The 15,940-nt window shown below is 38.2% G+C and carries 12 protein-coding genes, 2 tRNA genes and 2 pseudogenes; 4 read left to right on the top strand and 12 right to left on the bottom strand.

From position 1 onward, the window contains the following. Positions 1-16: 16 nt before the first annotated feature. The 5 genes and pseudogenes from C1642_RS10815 to C1642_RS10795 all read right to left on the bottom strand — a co-directional run bounded on the left by C1642_RS10815 (position 17) and on the right by C1642_RS10795 (position 4,577). Positions 17-1,746: pseudogene (locus C1642_RS10815) on the bottom strand (ShlB/FhaC/HecB family hemolysin secretion/activation protein). 203 nt (positions 1,747-1,949) lie between these two features. Then, a tRNA-Trp gene (locus tag C1642_RS10810) sits at positions 1,950-2,023 on the bottom strand. Between the two features lie 65 nt (positions 2,024-2,088). Then, positions 2,089-2,173 (bottom strand) — tRNA-Leu (locus C1642_RS10805). A gap of 105 nt (positions 2,174-2,278) precedes the next feature. Further along, positions 2,279-3,082, bottom strand: a complete 804-nt coding sequence (locus C1642_RS10800) for a protein kinase domain-containing protein (RefSeq protein ID WP_103236315.1) — start codon at positions 3,080-3,082, stop codon at positions 2,279-2,281. Beyond that, positions 3,069-4,577, bottom strand: a complete 1,509-nt coding sequence (locus tag C1642_RS10795) for a DUF3336 domain-containing protein (protein ID WP_000461855.1) — start codon at positions 4,575-4,577, stop codon at positions 3,069-3,071. Before C1642_RS10795 ends, C1642_RS10800 begins: the two co-directional genes overlap by 14 nt. A 178-nt stretch (positions 4,578-4,755) precedes the next feature. Here C1642_RS10795 and C1642_RS10790 point away from each other — a divergent pair, with 178 nt between their 5' ends. Both C1642_RS10790 and C1642_RS10785 read left to right on the top strand, forming a co-directional pair. Next, entirely contained in the window at positions 4,756-5,637 is an 882-nt protein-coding gene (locus tag C1642_RS10790) for an ATP-binding protein (protein WP_103236314.1), read from the top strand. 103 nt (positions 5,638-5,740) lie between these two features. After that, positions 5,741-6,840, top strand: a pseudogene (locus tag C1642_RS10785) (DUF6670 family protein). A gap of 2 nt (positions 6,841-6,842) precedes the next feature. On the opposite strand, the gene tsaD reads toward C1642_RS10785, so the two are convergent. Next, positions 6,843-7,853, bottom strand: coding sequence for a tRNA (adenosine(37)-N6)-threonylcarbamoyltransferase complex transferase subunit TsaD (tsaD, locus tag C1642_RS10780; protein WP_000636263.1), 1,011 nt, complete (start codon positions 7,851-7,853; stop codon positions 6,843-6,845). A gap of 145 nt (positions 7,854-7,998) precedes the next feature. Here tsaD and rpsU point away from each other — a divergent pair, with 145 nt between their 5' ends. Together rpsU and C1642_RS10770 are read left to right on the top strand one after the other, a co-directional pair. Then, a complete protein-coding gene (rpsU, locus tag C1642_RS10775; protein ID WP_001136722.1) occupies positions 7,999-8,214 on the top strand; it encodes a 30S ribosomal protein S21 in 216 nt (71 codons plus the stop codon). Positions 8,215-8,240: 26 nt separating this feature from the next. Then, on the top strand, positions 8,241-8,687 hold the full coding sequence (locus tag C1642_RS10770) for a GatB/YqeY domain-containing protein (protein WP_000209410.1): 447 nt from the start codon (positions 8,241-8,243) through the stop codon (positions 8,685-8,687). Between the two features lie 92 nt (positions 8,688-8,779). Here the strand turns inward: C1642_RS10770 and C1642_RS10765 are convergent, their stop codons facing one another. The 6 genes from C1642_RS10765 to C1642_RS10740 form a co-directional block, all read right to left on the bottom strand. Next, positions 8,780-10,204: a M48 family metalloprotease gene (locus C1642_RS10765; RefSeq protein ID WP_103236322.1), complete on the bottom strand. Its 1,425-nt coding sequence runs from the start codon at positions 10,202-10,204 to the stop codon at positions 8,780-8,782. A gap of 146 nt (positions 10,205-10,350) precedes the next feature. Further along, entirely contained in the window at positions 10,351-11,316 is a 966-nt protein-coding gene (locus C1642_RS10760) for a 2-hydroxyacid dehydrogenase (protein ID WP_000758315.1), read from the bottom strand. 11 nt (positions 11,317-11,327) lie between these two features. Further along, entirely contained in the window at positions 11,328-11,978 is a 651-nt protein-coding gene (locus C1642_RS10755) for a hypothetical protein (protein WP_103236313.1), read from the bottom strand. Between the two features lie 100 nt (positions 11,979-12,078). Continuing rightward, complete coding sequence (locus C1642_RS10750) at positions 12,079-13,968, bottom strand: M48 family metalloprotease (RefSeq protein WP_000665946.1); 1,890 nt, start codon at positions 13,966-13,968, stop codon at positions 12,079-12,081. Between the two features lie 78 nt (positions 13,969-14,046). Beyond that, entirely contained in the window at positions 14,047-15,588 is a 1,542-nt protein-coding gene (gene purF, locus C1642_RS10745) for an amidophosphoribosyltransferase (protein WP_000334670.1), read from the bottom strand. A gap of 25 nt (positions 15,589-15,613) precedes the next feature. Next, on the bottom strand, positions 15,614-15,940 hold a 327-nt coding region (locus tag C1642_RS10740; RefSeq protein ID WP_146035324.1), incomplete at its 5' end, for a CvpA family protein.

The raw sequence follows: 15,940 nt of genomic DNA, 5'->3' as shown, positions 1-15,940 counted from the left end.
AGTTCTAGAACTTAAACTAATAGGTCCAGTTCACGCTAAACCCAGTCGTGTAATCATCCGTCTCGAAGTGATCTGGCTTTTTCAACGGTGCTCCGACAAAAGCGTCATAATTCAAATAATAACTGCACCTAACAAACTGGTACCTGGTAAAGGGTTTGGATAATGCGCGGTTTTTCCCCCCACCTCTCCATAATCAATACCTGCATACCACGAATGTGGTTTATTCATGATTGAGCCGCTCAGTTCATTGCGAACTAAAAAACCATTATCTGCCAATAAAGTTTGTTCACCGTCAAAACCCCTTACGGTATAACGGTTTCCAATCGAGAATCGGTCTTGCGGTGTCAAAGGCTTATTACTGTGTTGGGTACGCCATTCTGCAAGATATTGAAGGTTCTGTTGCCCTACTTTAAAAGGAACTTGTAAACTGGCATTGGCCTGCAAAATGCCTACATGTGTATAAGCCTCACCAAAGCTTTCTTCTGGTGCTCTCATTGCATTCAACCAACCTGTACCACGTTTATAAGTCACATTACCGCTTAAAGTGGCATTAGAAAAATATTCTGTATGATCAAGAGTTGCTTTCCAGCCTGCAGTTTTACGGCGCTGTACCTCCACTTCTACATCATTAATATAATTTTGTGATTCACGGTACCACCCACCAAAACCTACAGCAGTTTTACGGTGTGCATCTCGATAAATAATTCGAGATAAGTCTGCATTAATGAGTTCGCTTTTACCGCTATATTGATAAGTTTCACTACTTCCAGCGACTGTTTGCAGATAGTTAGAACGACTATAACTGGTTGAAAACAACCAATAATCAAATGGAATGGTATAACTTGCATAAAAACCATCTGTGCCATGTTTACCAGAGTTTCCACCACCTAAATCATGGTTATAACTGATATAAAATAAATCATTTAAAGTTAACACATGGTCAAGTGACAAGGTCGCTGTACCTTGGTATTTTCCAGTAGCATCAGAACCTGAATCATCAATCCCCACATGTAAGCGATAAGGTTTTGCTTGTTGCCATGCAAGAATCACATCACTATAACCTGGTTCATTTTTTTGTTCTGCTGGCTGAATTTTAAAATCAGCCTCAACCGTAGGTACACGTTTAAAGTTTTCTAAGCCTTGCTCCATATCACGAATATTTAAAAGCTCTCCCGACTTCATCGGTAAAGCATTCCATAAATGTGCTCGTTTAGAGGTACCATCGGCAAACTTAATCTGATCAACTCGGCCAGGAATAACACGAACCCGAACTGTGCCAGATGCAATATTTTGCTGAGGTAGTAACACTCGTGTTGTGACATAACCATCTGCAATAATTTTATTTTGGACAAGATCAAGTGCCTGATTAAGACCATTTACACCTAAACAACGTCCAATAATATTATTCTTACCAGTTGTAACCACATTAAAGCTAGAAATGAATTGATGAGCTAAATCACCTTCTAAAAGTATTTTTTTAATTTCAAAGCAAGGTGTTTCACTATTAGAGCGTAAATATTGTAATTGCTGAGCTGAAATTTTATTTTGTTCTTGCCCTAAATTCACACTTACGTTCGGCTGAATCTGTTTTTCTAATGCAGTATCTCGCTGCTGTTGCCGAATGGTCTGATCAGCCTGAATTCTCTGTCGAATCGGATCATCCGAGTCAGCCGCATAACTTACGCCCCCCATTAGTGATAAACAGATGAATAAGACATTTTTATTAAATTTGTTATAGTTCACCATATAAAATCAAACCGTGATTAATATCAACTTAATTTTATTTTAACAAAACCTTAACAAAGTGGAAGTATTTTTATACAGATTTGTCTGTATAAAAAATAATTTTTATTAAAAAACTTTTAGAAGCACTCAACCGAGAAACAAATTTATATATAAAACCAATAAGGTATAAAAAAAGCTCCACAAAAGGAGCTTTTTTAGAATCTTGGCAGAGGATCAAGGACTCGAACCTTGACGAACGGTTTTGGAGACCGTCATGCTACCATTACACCAATCCTCTATAGACAATTAAACCATTCAGATTTAATCATAAAAAAAGCAAGATCATCGTCTTGCTTCTTTCTATGGTGGGGGCGAAGAGACTCGAACTCTTACACCTTGCGGCGCTGGAACCTAAATCCAGTGCGTCTACCAATTTCGCCACGCCCCCGATGGCTGTGTATATTAGCGATAAGATCTAACAGTGACAAGTGTTTTTTTTTCAAAAAAAACTGACCGAGTAATTTGTATACAGTTACTAGATCAATGATTTTTATCAGGTTGAGAGCATTTTTAAGCAATTTATCGCTTCATGTACATTTGAAAACCGGTTTTGCTGCTGTTTTTGTAACAAACCTGAAAGTAGTGGCAAGAAAACTTGGAACGAACTTGGTAATACCACATTTAATTTTTGACAGTGCAATACCGCCCACTCATGGTAACTATTTGCTTGTAAACGAGTTTGCGTTAACCATTCATACAATACGATTCCCAATGCATATAAATCACTTTGTACGGTTTTATTAGCACCATGAAATAGCTCTGGCGCCATATACCGTGGTGTAGCATCAGTTATTGGATCAGGACTTGAAATAAGTCGTGTTTTTTCAAAGTCAATTAAATAAAGCTCTTGCTTAAACTTTCGAAAATGTTCTTTTTTAATATCACCATGAATCCATCCCAACTCATGAAGCTCTGCCAACTTAACAAGTGCCAGATAGATTTTCTCATCTATATTTTTTAAATTTTGTTTTTGATCTAAAACATCAAACCAACAATCTGTATCCGGTAAAACTAATACTCTTCCTTGAAATTGTGGTTGTTGAGAAACAGTACTGCCCTCGATAATTTTAAATGGCAAAAGCCAATTCGTTTTTTTATATGTAATATCTTCATAAAATTGCAATTCATGCAAAAAATCTTGCTCACTTTGAGCATGTACATTTGGCAAATGAAATTTTAACCAGTAGGAATCAGCATCTATAGTACATGTCCATAGATGCCGTCCTAAAGCTTCACTTCTAGGCTTTGTCACACATTTTAGGTTTTCTATATGAGAAGCAAAATCATGCTTCAGCATAGTAAGATTCTGGCTGTTGTTTCTTTTCTTCAAAACGTAAAACTTCTAAACAGTGCTGAATCGTTTTACCAATACGCGCGTGCGTTTCAATAGAAGAGATTTTCGGCCAAGTCGCGCGCTCACCTTCTCGCTGTAAACGTTTAAACAAATGTGGGCGTGGGTTTTGTAGCGTATAGGCATAATGTTTTAAGCTATATTTGGCAATAATATTAACATCACCATAATAGCGCTGCCCTACTACGCCATATCCATGATCGAGCAGTCTTCTTACGGGTGAAATCGCGCCTAATCTTTGCCGTGTAAAGTCCATCAGACCCATTGAAAGTACTTTACCTTGGCGTCTTAAAATTCGTTCAGGCCAACTTAAAACATCTTTACGGAAACGGCGCGCATCATCTTGCATAAACGGTACAACATGCGGATTCACTTGACTGGCAATGGTGTAGTTTAAATTATAAAGTCTTGCCATTCTTTCTTGTGGGAAATCGCTACGTACACTACCGTCTACCCATTTAGTATTTGCCATATAAGGGGTATGTTCACCATCATAACGCTTACTGGTTAAACGCACAGGTGGAAATAAAACTGGCACAGCACAAGAAGCCAATACCGCACTCCAAACCAAAACATTTGGAGTCATAATCGCATTCATAATTCGAGGGTTTTCAGTTGCATCGTACGGCGCAACAGCGACATTAATATTCAAACCTGATTTTTTGAATGCTTCTTCAAAAGTAAGATCACCTAAATTTTCAATTAAGAATTTTTTTAAATAGTGAACATCGGCAATCCCACCATTCCCTTTTATAAGTTCACGAAGTTTTCTAAAGTGAAAAGCATCACTAAAAAATTGCTCACCATTTAGCAAGTTTTGGATATCTTCACTGGCAGAAATTCCTAACATACCCGTCATAATGGCACCCGCACTTGAACCAGACAGGACTTTAGGCATTAAATCTTGTTCAATTAAAGCCTTACATACACCGGTATGAAAAAGACCTAAGGTTGCTCCGCCCGAGAACATAAGAGCAGGTTGTCCATATGCTTTTTCACAATTTTCAAAAAATTCGATTTTTTCTTTTCTTTGGAATGTAATACATTCACTAGATGCAATATAAGCCAAGCTTTGGCTGACTTCTTCAATATAATCTTCAATTAGTTTTTTTGTGCCTACATGTGTGGCAGCAAACAACATAGGGTGGCCAATATTTGCAATATCGTAGGTCAACCCTTCTTTTAAAAGATAAATCAAATCTAAAGTGCGATGTTGCTGACGATATCTTTTCAGTAAAGTGTAACGATAAGAAATGAGCTCGGCATCGAAGTAAGGCGAACTATTATCAAACTTCCACTCTTGTGCCCCAGTTTCTTCATCCAGTTTTAATGCAAAAGACTTCCACTCTTCATAAGATTCAGCCATGTCTAACTGACGTTGTAATTTTTTGATACGGTAAGCCTGATGCGGATTCATATCACTTCGTATTTTTTCAAACATATTTCGTCCTCATCTTCACAGATGATTTTACTGAATAGACATGACAACACTATGCGCGGTCTGAACATTTCAATCAATTGCAAAACCGATAAACTGCATGGATCGTATCTTTTTTGTCAGCTTGCAAATTTCGGTGTTAGTATCCTAGTAAATTACTGTTTAACATGATTGATTAACCATGGCTACCATTGATTTACCCGACAATTTAGTTCAAACCTTATCACTTGTATTAAATCAGTTACAGCAGGTCTTACCTGAACCGAAACAAGAGACCGATTTTACTGCCCCTGCTTTTAGATGGGAAAACCAGCAGCTTAAAGCCATTTATACACCTAAAAATATTTACCTTGATGACTTAAAAGGCATCGAAAGACAAAAAGAAAAGATCATTCAAAATACTTTGCAGTTTTTAAATGGCTTACCAGCAAATGATGTACTTTTAACGGGTTCACGTGGTACGGGTAAATCCTCTATTGTTCGTGCTTTACTCACGGAGTATGCAGCTCAAGGATTACGTTTGATTGAAATTGAACGTGATGATTTAGCAGACTTACCGAAAATTCAAAAAATTATTCAAAACCGACCTGAAAAATACATCGTCTATTGTGATGATCTAGCATTTAATGCTGAAGATGAAAATTACCGTAGTTTAAAAAGCGTATTAGATGGTTCCTTACAGTCGGGTTCAACAAATTTTATTATTTATGCGACCAGTAACCGTCGTCACTTATTACCTGAGTTCATGCATGAAAACACCCCTGTAACCAAAGTAGATGTGCCTCAATATACTGAGCTTCATCCGCAAGAAGCGATTGAAGAAAAGATCTCTTTGTCTGACCGTTTTGGTTTGTGGTTATCTTTTTATCCAATGGATCAAAACTTATATTTAGAAATCGTAGAGCATTATCTAGATAAAGCAAACATGCCTTTTAATGATGAAGTTCGTGCTGAAAGCTTGCGTTGGTGCCAAATGCGGGGTCAGCGCTCGGGTCGAGCTGCTTATCAGTTTTCTAAGCATTGGATTGGTTTAAACGCCTTAAAAGATTTGTCTAACAATTAAATAAAATGTCCCGCAAAGCCTTAGCTTTGGCCTATAAACCGCTTAGCTTTGGCAGTTGTTTTTCATAACCTAAAACAAAGATAGCCCTTCTTTAGGTTTATATATGAAAAAACAATTGCCAAAAATTTCTACAACAAGTAAAGCGCTTGCTAAAAGTTTATTACTTGCACAAGGCGTTTTAGACCAAGCAAAAAAATATTCAACTCTTTCTTTTACTCAAACTCATATCATCCGTCCACGAATTGACGAAAAATATTATAGCTGGACACACTACGGTATCTTTTTCCCACTTTTACCAGAGCCGCATCGTTACTTAAATATTATGATTTTAATCGGTACGCCCGGTGCACTTGCTTTTGATCATGATGACATCATCACTGGTAACCCGAGAAAAACCGCTACTTTCTTTTCAAGCACAGCTGCTCTGGAACAAGCTTTACTGAAGGCCTATATCATTCCTGAAGATACAAAAATTAATAAAGATGGGACCTTAATAGAACTAGGTCAGGAAATTTCAATTCAAGGAAAATTTCCACACATCCATATTAATGGACATTATGGTGGGTTTGATTTCGACTTTGATATCGATATCACTTCACATGTTTCATGGTTTATAAAAACACCAATCTATGATTTAGTTTATTGGCAAAGTTTAAAGGTTTTTTAAACTATCAAGCAAAACACATTGAAACCCAAGGACTTTGTACTTACGAATATGCACGAGCAGTGGGTCCTCATTCCATTACAAACAAACTTATTCCTGATGCATATAAACTGCCACTTGATTTTTTTACTTATCAAATTATCAATTTAAACGAGGCCACTCAACTTCTTCTTACCAAAGCCGATATTGCCGGACAAACAGCTGCATACACCCTGCATATTAGACATCTGGACCAGCCAGCTGAAATTTACACAGATGTAAGCTTTGATATTATTTCGCATCAAGTTGATGACTTCGTTTCACCTAGTGGGCAAAAAATGCGACTTCCAAAATATTTTTCATGGATCGCTCGAAATGATGCAAAGCAAATTATCTTAAACATTCAGGCAGAAATTGACTGCCCATTCCGCTATGGTCATGGGCGAGGTTATGCAAGTAGCTATATATTTACTGGTCATTATTTTGGCAATGAAGTTCAAGGCCGTGGATACATCGAATATATTGATATCGAAAATCCACAAGCCTTTGACGATGAATAATTTTACTCAGGAATAGTAAGTTCAGTCATTGGCCATCTTGGTGTGGTCGTTACAGCTAAACCATCATGCTGACCTGCTTTTAAACGCTGATAACCTGCAAATGCAATCATTGCACCATTATCAGTACATAAAGCAGGTTCTGCATAGTAAACCTGAGCTTTAATTTTCGCCAATGAAGTTTCCAACTGTTCACGTAATCGTAAATTTGCACTTACCCCACCAGCAATTACTAAACGTTTAAGACCAGTTTGCTTTAAAGCTTTTACAGATTTTTTTACTAAGGTATCTACAATGGCTTCTTGGAATGAAGCAGCAATATCAGCATCACGGTTTTCGCCGTTCAATTTTTTCAACTGAACAGAAACTGCCGTCTTTAAACCACTAAAAGAAAAGTCTAAGCCCTGATGAAGCATTGGGCGTGGAAATTCAAATGCTAAAGGATCACCAGATAACGCCAACTTAGCAATATTTGGTCCACCTGGATACGGCAGATTCATCATTTTTGCGACTTTGTCGAAAGCTTCACCCGCCGCATCATCAATTGACTCCCCTAATAGCTCATATTGACCAATACCATGAGCTGCCATCAATTGTGTATGACCACCTGAAACAAGCAATGCAACAAATGGAAACTCAGGCGGTTGGCTTGAAAGCAAAGGAGCTAACATATGGCCTTCCATGTGGTGAACACCAATTGCCGGTTTATTTAAAGAAAATGCTAAAGTTCTTCCAAACAAGGCTCCAGTCATTAACGCTCCCATTAAACCCGGGCCACGTGTATATGCGACTGCATCAATTTCCTGTTTCTTAACACCACTTTGTTCAAGCAGCTGATTCATTAAAGGAATAAGCTTACGAACATGGTCACGAGAAGCTAACTCTGGAACCACACCACCATATTCGGCATGAAGTTTTATCTGGCTATAAAGAACCTGTCCCCGTAAGCCGAGTTCGCTATCATAAAGTGCCAACCCTGTTTCATCACAAGAAGTTTCCAAGCCTAAAACAATCATCAAAACTGCCTTTTATATGAGTCAAAATATTGCAATCGCTATTATAGACTTGTGATATGAGTTGTAAATGAGTAAAATACTGACCTTCACTTGTGATCTGGCGCAATGGTGTGCCTGATCTTATCCATAATCTAGAGGATTTTACATGCCACAAGTTAAGTTGAAAGAAGGCGAACCAGTTGACGTAGCTATCCGTCGTTTCAAACGTTCATGCGAAAAAGCTGGTGTTTTAGCTGACGTTCGTAAACGCGAATTCTACGAAAAACCAACTCAAGAACGTAAGCGCAAAAAAGCTGCTGCAGTTAAACGCTACCAAAAGAAATTGGCTCGCGAATCTGTACGTACTACTCGCCTTTACTAATTAATTTGTGATTGACTGCTAACATTATGACTACTTTAAAAAACCAGATTACTGATGCATTAAAAACTTCTATGCGTGCCAAAGATATGGCAACAGTGACGGTTTTGCGTAGTCTACAAGCAGCAATTAAGCAAATCGAAGTCGATGAGCGCATAGAGCTTGACGACGCTCAGGTTCTTGCGGTCATTGAAAAGCAAATTAAACAACGTAAAGAATCGATCAAAGCCTTCGAAGGTGCTGGTCGTGATGATTTAGCTAGTAAAGAACAAGCCGAAGCTGAGGTTTTATCTCAGTTTCTACCAGAAGCTATGACTGAGGAAGAGCTTGATTCTCTCATTGAGCAAACGATTGCTGCTCAAGAAGCAACTAGCATGAAAGATATGGGTAAGGTGATGAATTCTCTACGTCCGATCATAGCCGGGCGTGCCGATCCTGCTCAAGTTTCAGCAAAAATTAAAGCTAAATTAGCTTAATCCCCTCTCTCTTCTTATATACCCTTAAATTAAACTTTCTCGTCAGTTTAAGTATATTTGTGCTTGTGAAAATTCCAAAGTCATCCTAGACCTTAAATTTTCATTCGTCGCTCATCTTGCATTTGCTTTAATCGACTATCTATTCTGGCTGACATGGCCTGATTACCTTTTGCAAGACGTTGTGCATGCAACATCGATTTAATTGCATCCTCTTCACTACCAGACCAGTACTGTGCTTCAGCACGATATCGTAATACATTCACAGCTCTTAATGGTGAATTTTTATCTAAATTGGCGGCTTGTTGTAATAATTGCCAACCTTGAATATCTCGGGCATTTTTATTAATAAAACGCTGCACCAAAGTTTGCACTTGAGCATATTTACCTTGACGTAATAAAACCTCAGCCAATTTGTAGCTAAAAGCTTTATTTTCAGGCATTGTCATTTGCAAGGGAGCAATTGAATTATAGGCCTGATCAAGTTTATTCTGGCCTAAATAAATATCTGTTTGAATTAAGGCAACTAATGGCTTACCGCTTGATTTCGCCTGCTCCAACGTTGCTTGGGCTTGAGTATAATCCCCTTGTTTAAGATAGAAAGCCGACAAAGCCAATAAGCCTGCCAGATTTTTTTGCGATGCCAGACTTTGCAACTGATTTTCAGTAGCTTCTCCAGCAACCACCATGGTATACCATTTTAAAATTTCAAAATCGACATCATATATTCGACTTTTAACTTTAGGCATCTGGTTTGCTCTCAAGCGAGCCTCACTCATACGTTCAGATGTAAGAGGGTGAGTCAGCCAAAAATCTGGTAAAAAACTTACTCGGCTCGTCGCTCTATGCATCGTTTCAAAATAATCCGCCATGCTTTGCGGATTATAACCAGCGGCATACATATATTGCATACCAATTCGGTCTGCTTCACGCTCTTGATTACGACTATAAGTGAGCTGCTTATCAAGAAGCGCTGCTTTACCCAACATAACAGCGGCACCAGCATCTCCACCAGCCTGAGCAGCTAAAGCCACCCCTGCCAACAAACCAGCCAAGCTTAAAAGGGTTTGTCCTTTAAAAGCTTCTTCCGAACGACTAAAGTGCCTTTGCGAAACGTGAGCAATTTCATGGGCCATTACCCCCGCAATTTCATCGATATTTCGTGCCGATGAGATAAGGCCAGTATTTAATGCAAATAACCCACCTGGAACAGCAAATGCGTTAATTTGAGGGTCTTTAATTACAACCAGGGCAATCGGCTGCCCCAGTTGAGTTTCACTTAAAATATTAGAGAAAACTTGAAAAAACTGATCTTCTAGCCATACATCCTGTATAACCGGCATTTGCTTATGAACTTCACGGAAAACTTTTTCGCCAATAAATTTTTCTTTCTGTTGGTCGAGCAGCCCTATTCCACTTCCAATATTTGGAATTTCAACCTGTCCAGAAGCTGGCTTGGGGTCAAAAGGATTAGCGTAAGAGGCATTTGTTATCAAAGCCAAACTTAAAATAACTGGCAAAAATTTCAAAAGTTCTTCTCTTATTAAAAATTAAAATAACAAAAAAGCCCATCAATATCATGCTTCAGTTATTTTGCATCATATCAACAGACTTTCACTATAACATTGAAAATAGACTATATTTGCAATGAAGTGTTATTCATCCTTTACACAAAATTAGGATTCACTAAATATCTAGGCGTCTTGTCCTCTAGTGCTTCCACCAAGTTTTTATAAGCTAAATTTGCCATTTTCTTACGTGTTTCAGCTGTAGCAGAACCTACGTGAGGCAAAGTGACAACATTCGGCAAATTGAAAAGTGCAGATTCTTGCAGAGGTTCTTTCTCATAGACATCTAAACCAGCCGCAAAAATAACTTCATTTTGCAATGCTTCAATTAGGGCTTGCTCATCGACAACTGAGCCACGCGCAATATTAATAAATATGGCATGCTTTTGCATAAGCTCAAATTGAGCCTTGCCCATTAAAGCTTTAGATTCCGCATTTAAGTCAACAGCCGTCACTACAAAATCAGATTGTTGTAATAATTCTTCCAACCCCAGATATTGAGCTTTTAAAGGTTCCGCTAACTCAGGTTTCTCGCGACGATTATGGTAAACAATATTCATGTTAAAACCATAAAAGCCACGACGTGCAATTGCAGCACCAATATTACCAAGTCCAATAATACCTAATGTTTTTCCAAAAACATCGAGACCAAACTGCTGTGGCCCAACTGTTCTTTTCCACTCACCTTGTTTAGTCCAGTGATCTAGAAAAGGAACTTTTCTGGCTGCACTTAATAACAAAGTAAAAGCAAGATCTGCGGTCGTTTCAGTTAAAACATGAGGTGTGTTTGCTAACCAGATTTTTTTCTGATTTAAATAACCAACATCATAATTGTCATAACCTACAGTCACAGAAGAAATAATTTTTAATTTTTGGGCAGGAGAAAGATTACTTTCATTGAGCAAACGACCCGCCCCAATCATGCCATCAGCATCTACTACTTCTTGTCGTATCTGTTCATTAATATCACCCAGTTTAGGGTTCAATACGACAACATGGTAATCCTGCTGTAACCGTGACAAAATTTCCTCATCAATTTGGCTAAAAACCACAACCTTTTTCATGTAAATCCCTACTACTCATTGTTATCTTGCATAAGTTGCCACAACCTTTTCTTAAGAAGAGGCTTATCTAACATTTCTTTTAAACTAGCTAAATGAATAATATCTGCATGTTGAATATAGGTACATTTACCCAAACATAAAATCCTTTTCTCTGCTGCTACAGCATCTAAGAAACCTTGAATATAAGAACCTACCCCTCGTTGATCTTGATAAGCTGCCAGAGGGAAAGGCCATCTTAATTCAGAATATTGTCCCACCTTCGCCTTTTGTATATTTGCCCAAAGTTGTTTTTCTTCTGTTTCCAAAGCCGTTACATCAACAAAAATTACACATTTTTCAAGACAATAAGCCTGTAACTCAAATGGAGTAATTGTCTCTTGCTCAATGACTTTAGGTTTTTCTACAAGTATCTCTGGCTGTGAAACTTCTGTAACTACTATTGGTGGCTCTTCCACCACTTTAGGAATTTCAAACACCTGTGGCTGAGTGTTCTTTTGCTCAAAAGCAGGAACATCTATGGTAGGTACGGTAATTGACTCATGAGGTTCAACAACCTGATCTCGCCACAAAGTATGGGCATTATTTTTTTGGCACACTTGTGTTCTAGGAATCCATACGTCTATTCCTAAAGTTGCCAGTATATTTCTTTGCTGCCCAATCATGTCTAAATCAGTACCTCTAATCTACACACATTCTAACGGGCTTCTGATTTTTTTTCAGCGTTTTCTTTTAATGATACTCTTTGGAAACTACATATGTTTCTTAAATAATCATAACGCTATTTTTCTTCTGCATTTGCTCTACAATTTCATCAGACTCAAAACCAAATCGCCAATAGAGCAACTCAAGCACATCAAGTTCATCTTGAGTAATAATACGATCACTCCACAAGCACATTTCAGCAATTGCCAATATACTTAAGCGGTCACGCAGCAATAACCCAGCAATATCATTTAAAATTTCTGCCAAGTCTAAAGGTTCATCCGAAATTTCATCATAAATATGCATTTCATCAGGATTAAGCAAAGAACGTAAGATACGTTCGCGAACCTCTAACTGATTCGGACTATTGATTTGTTGCACATGAAGTAATGCATCAATTAAACGAACAATTTGAGGTTTTACCTCTTCAAATGCTGTCGGCAAATGAAGTGGCATCAAGTTTAACTCGTACTTAACACGCTCGAGTAGAAGTGCATCAAGTAATCCAATTTCCCCATCTTCTTGAATAATTAGTGCCAGTTTAGTCAAAAATTGACGAGCAATACTGGCAGGCATATGACCAATATTTTTACATGCATCATGAAATATCTGAATATGAATACGCCCATCAAGATTAAGTAAGGCATCCACAATTGCATGGCTTACTGGCGCATCTTGTGGAATAAATTCTCGATATTGACGAATCATTAAAATAGCAACCATCACCTCACGCGAACCAGTCGCAGTTTGTAATGCACGTTGAATAAGTTCAGGACGCTTTTTATTACGACGGATATCACTGCTTAACGGTTTAATTGCATCATTCAAAGCAAAACTGATTGGAGAAAGACGCAACAAAGGCAAAGGTTGTGGAGATGACCACGGCGTATAAATTTCAGTCTCAGATTCTTCTAGTACATGGAACAAACTAAATAAAGGACGATTTCGAAGTTTCTTTAAATTTTCTAATTGCAAATCTTGCAATAAAGTTGGGTTAAGCTCATAAATACGTTCACGAATACTTGGGTGAATATTCATCCAACTTTGCGGGCTAAGTGAATTCGCAAAACACATATGTGCAATCGATTCAGAATAAGCACTATGAATCTGCGAACCAGAATGGTGAACGTAAATACGCAATAAAGTTTGGGTATTAGTGCTATTTTTTAATAACCGCATCGTTTTTTGGTCATTGCGAAATGTACGACCACTTAATGTTAAATATTTAATAAAACGAGTGATTAAAACACCTAAACTTCCCGCCAACCAAATCACACCACCTACGGCTACAAATACAGTCTCGAACTTATGCTTATAACCTGGACTGTAGCGCTTAAACCCTTGTTTGGCGAGCTTACTCCCCCACTGACTAAAAGTAGTCAAACCACTATATAAAATTTTTAGTTTAGTATTTTCTACTGCTTCACCCGATAAAATCTGGTTAAATTCATGACCCAATAAGCCATATAGCTCTAGCTCATCAAGGTTCTGTAAGGCACCCCAAGTTAAAATAATTACAATATCATTCGAGTGAAAGCCTGCCGTTAATGCATTAACACCTACTTCATCAGGTAAAACATAAAGTGTTGGAACGTTCAGGGAAAATGTTTGTGCCAGATGCTCTGTAATTTTTAATGCGGCATGTTCTTCTGGTGTACTTTCACCTTTTACCAAACGACGAGCTTTCAACTGCTTGGCAAGTGAATGGCCACCTTTACGCAAAATATAAAGTTCGGTCACCACAGACCAAACCATGATAAAAAGCAAAAGAGCAATAAAATATGGACTTAAAGCATGCCACCAAATTGGCTCGCTATAATCAAAGAAATGAACAAGTAAACCTAAAATTAGATTTAAAATAAAAATAGTTAAAAGCACAGCAACCAAACACATAGTGATGGACCATGCCATATTTTTATTTTCGATTAAATAGTGGCTTACTTCTTTCAATGTAAATAATCCCAATTACATTGTTAAGTTTCATCATAAAAGAAAAAAGCGGGAAATACCCGCTTTTTTCGGCTATTTCTATTCTTCTTTAATACCGGTCAAATCTACTGATGCTGCATCAATATTGACATCAATATAACCATCTTTTTTCTTTTTCGCAGAATCATTACGTTTCTGCTCCAAATTATTCAGATAGTCTGCATCAATTCCACCAGTTACATAGATACCATCAAAAACAGAGCAATCAAACTCGGTTAATGTAGGTACTTTACTTGTACGTACAGCGTTCTTCAAATCTTCCAAATCTTGGAAAATTAAACGATCAGCACCAATAATTTCCTGAATTTCTTCTACACTGCGTTCTGAAGCAATAAGCTCAGTTTTAGCAGGCATATCGATACCATATACGTTCGGATACATCACTTTCGGTGCAGCTGAAGCAAAGTATACTTTTTTCGCACCTGAGTCACGCGCCATCTGAATGATCTCATTACACGTTGTACCACGCACAATTGAGTCATCCACTAATAGAACGTTCTTGCCTTTAAACTCTAACTCAACAGGGTTTAATTTCTGACGTACAGATTTTTTACGCTGTTGTTGACCTGGCATAATGAAGGTACGACCGATATAACGGTTTTTCATAAAACCTTCACGGAACTTCACGCCAAGAATATTTGCCAACTCTAAAGCTGAGGTACGGCTTGTATCTGGAATTGGGATAACCACGTCAATATCATGGTCTTCACCCCAGTCACGCAAAATTTTATGCGCCAATTTCTCACCCATTTTTAAGCGAGCTTTATAAACCGAAATACCATCAATAATTGCATCTGGACGAGCAAAATAAACATATTCAAAAATACATGGACGGTATTTTGGATCTGCAGCACATTGCTTTGTAAATAACTCGCCGTCAGCATTAATGAAAATTGCTTCACCTGGAGCAATATCACGCTCAATTTTAAAGCCAAGCGCCGTAATCGCTACAGATTCAGATGCAATGATATATTCCATCTCGCCTTGCTCAGTTACACGAGAACCGTAAATAAGCGGACGGATACCATTTGGATCACGGAAACCAACTAAGCCGTGACCAGTAATCATTGCCACGACACCATAAGCACCTTGGCAGCGCTCATGTACACGCGAAACGGTATGGAAAATATCTTCCGGCGTAGGATTTAAAGTTCCTATCTTTTGCAACTCATGAGCAAAAACGTTTAAAAGAACTTCTGAATCAGAGTCCGTATTCATGTGACGCAAATCTGTTTTGAACAGGTCATCATGAATTTCTTCTGCATTTGTCAAGTTACCATTATGTGCAAGTGTAATACCGTAAGGTGAGTTCACATAAAATGGTTGAGCTTCCGCACTGCTCGAAGAACCAGCAGTTGGATAGCGCACATGACCAATACCGTAATTACCAAGTAATGCTCTCATATGACGAGTATGAAAAACATCACGTACCATACCGTTATCCTTACGAAGGAAAAGACGGCCTTCATGGCAGGTTACTATTCCAGCTGCATCTTGCCCACGATGTTGCAACATCGTTAATGCATCAAACAACATTTGGTTCACTGGCGATTTACCGGCTATACCAACAACTCCACACATAGCAACCTCGCAGACAAGCTAGGAATTAATAAAAAGGATTCTTTGTTGAATGGTCAGGTCGAAGCTCTGTTTCCTCCGACTCGTCCATTGGTTTTGGAGAAGTGCGCGTTACACCGCCCCCAGATGTTATCTGATGAAATGCCTCACTTGCTGCATCTTTAGAAAGCTCTGTTGCTAAAGGTGCATAAGGCAATAAAAACTGGATAAATTTGGATTGTTTCCAATGAGGCGAACTTTCTACCCAAGGACCAACACCCTGCATGGTAATAAGAACAACCAATAAACCTTTCAACGAACCAAAAGCACCACCTGCTAAACGATTTAATGGCCCCAACTTCAAACTTTTCAAGAG

It is taken from the genome of Acinetobacter sp. AKBS16 (genome assembly GCF_002899995.1).
GTDB classification, from domain to species: Bacteria; Pseudomonadota; Gammaproteobacteria; order Pseudomonadales; family Moraxellaceae; genus Acinetobacter; species Acinetobacter baumannii.
This window is presented reverse-complemented; position numbering and strand designations above follow the sequence as displayed.

What these genes read in the sequence shown, in the direction of transcription:
- C1642_RS10800 (WP_103236315.1), bottom strand. Translation starts at nt 3,082, where the DNA reads ATGCTGAAGCATGATTTTGCTTCTCATATAGAAAACCTAAAATGTGTG.
- C1642_RS10795 (WP_000461855.1), bottom strand. Translation starts at nt 4,577, where the DNA reads ATGTTTGAAAAAATACGAAGTGATATGAATCCGCATCAGGCTTACCGT.
- C1642_RS10790 (WP_103236314.1), top strand. Translation starts at nt 4,756, where the DNA reads ATGGCTACCATTGATTTACCCGACAATTTAGTTCAAACCTTATCACTT.
- tsaD (WP_000636263.1), bottom strand. Translation starts at nt 7,853, where the DNA reads ATGATTGTTTTAGGCTTGGAAACTTCTTGTGATGAAACAGGGTTGGCA.
- rpsU (WP_001136722.1), top strand. Translation starts at nt 7,999, where the DNA reads ATGCCACAAGTTAAGTTGAAAGAAGGCGAACCAGTTGACGTAGCTATC.
- C1642_RS10770 (WP_000209410.1), top strand. Translation starts at nt 8,241, where the DNA reads ATGACTACTTTAAAAAACCAGATTACTGATGCATTAAAAACTTCTATG.
- C1642_RS10760 (WP_000758315.1), bottom strand. Translation starts at nt 11,316, where the DNA reads ATGAAAAAGGTTGTGGTTTTTAGCCAAATTGATGAGGAAATTTTGTCA.
- C1642_RS10755 (WP_103236313.1), bottom strand. Translation starts at nt 11,978, where the DNA reads ATGATTGGGCAGCAAAGAAATATACTGGCAACTTTAGGAATAGACGTA.
- purF (WP_000334670.1), bottom strand. Translation starts at nt 15,588, where the DNA reads ATGTGTGGAGTTGTTGGTATAGCCGGTAAATCGCCAGTGAACCAAATG.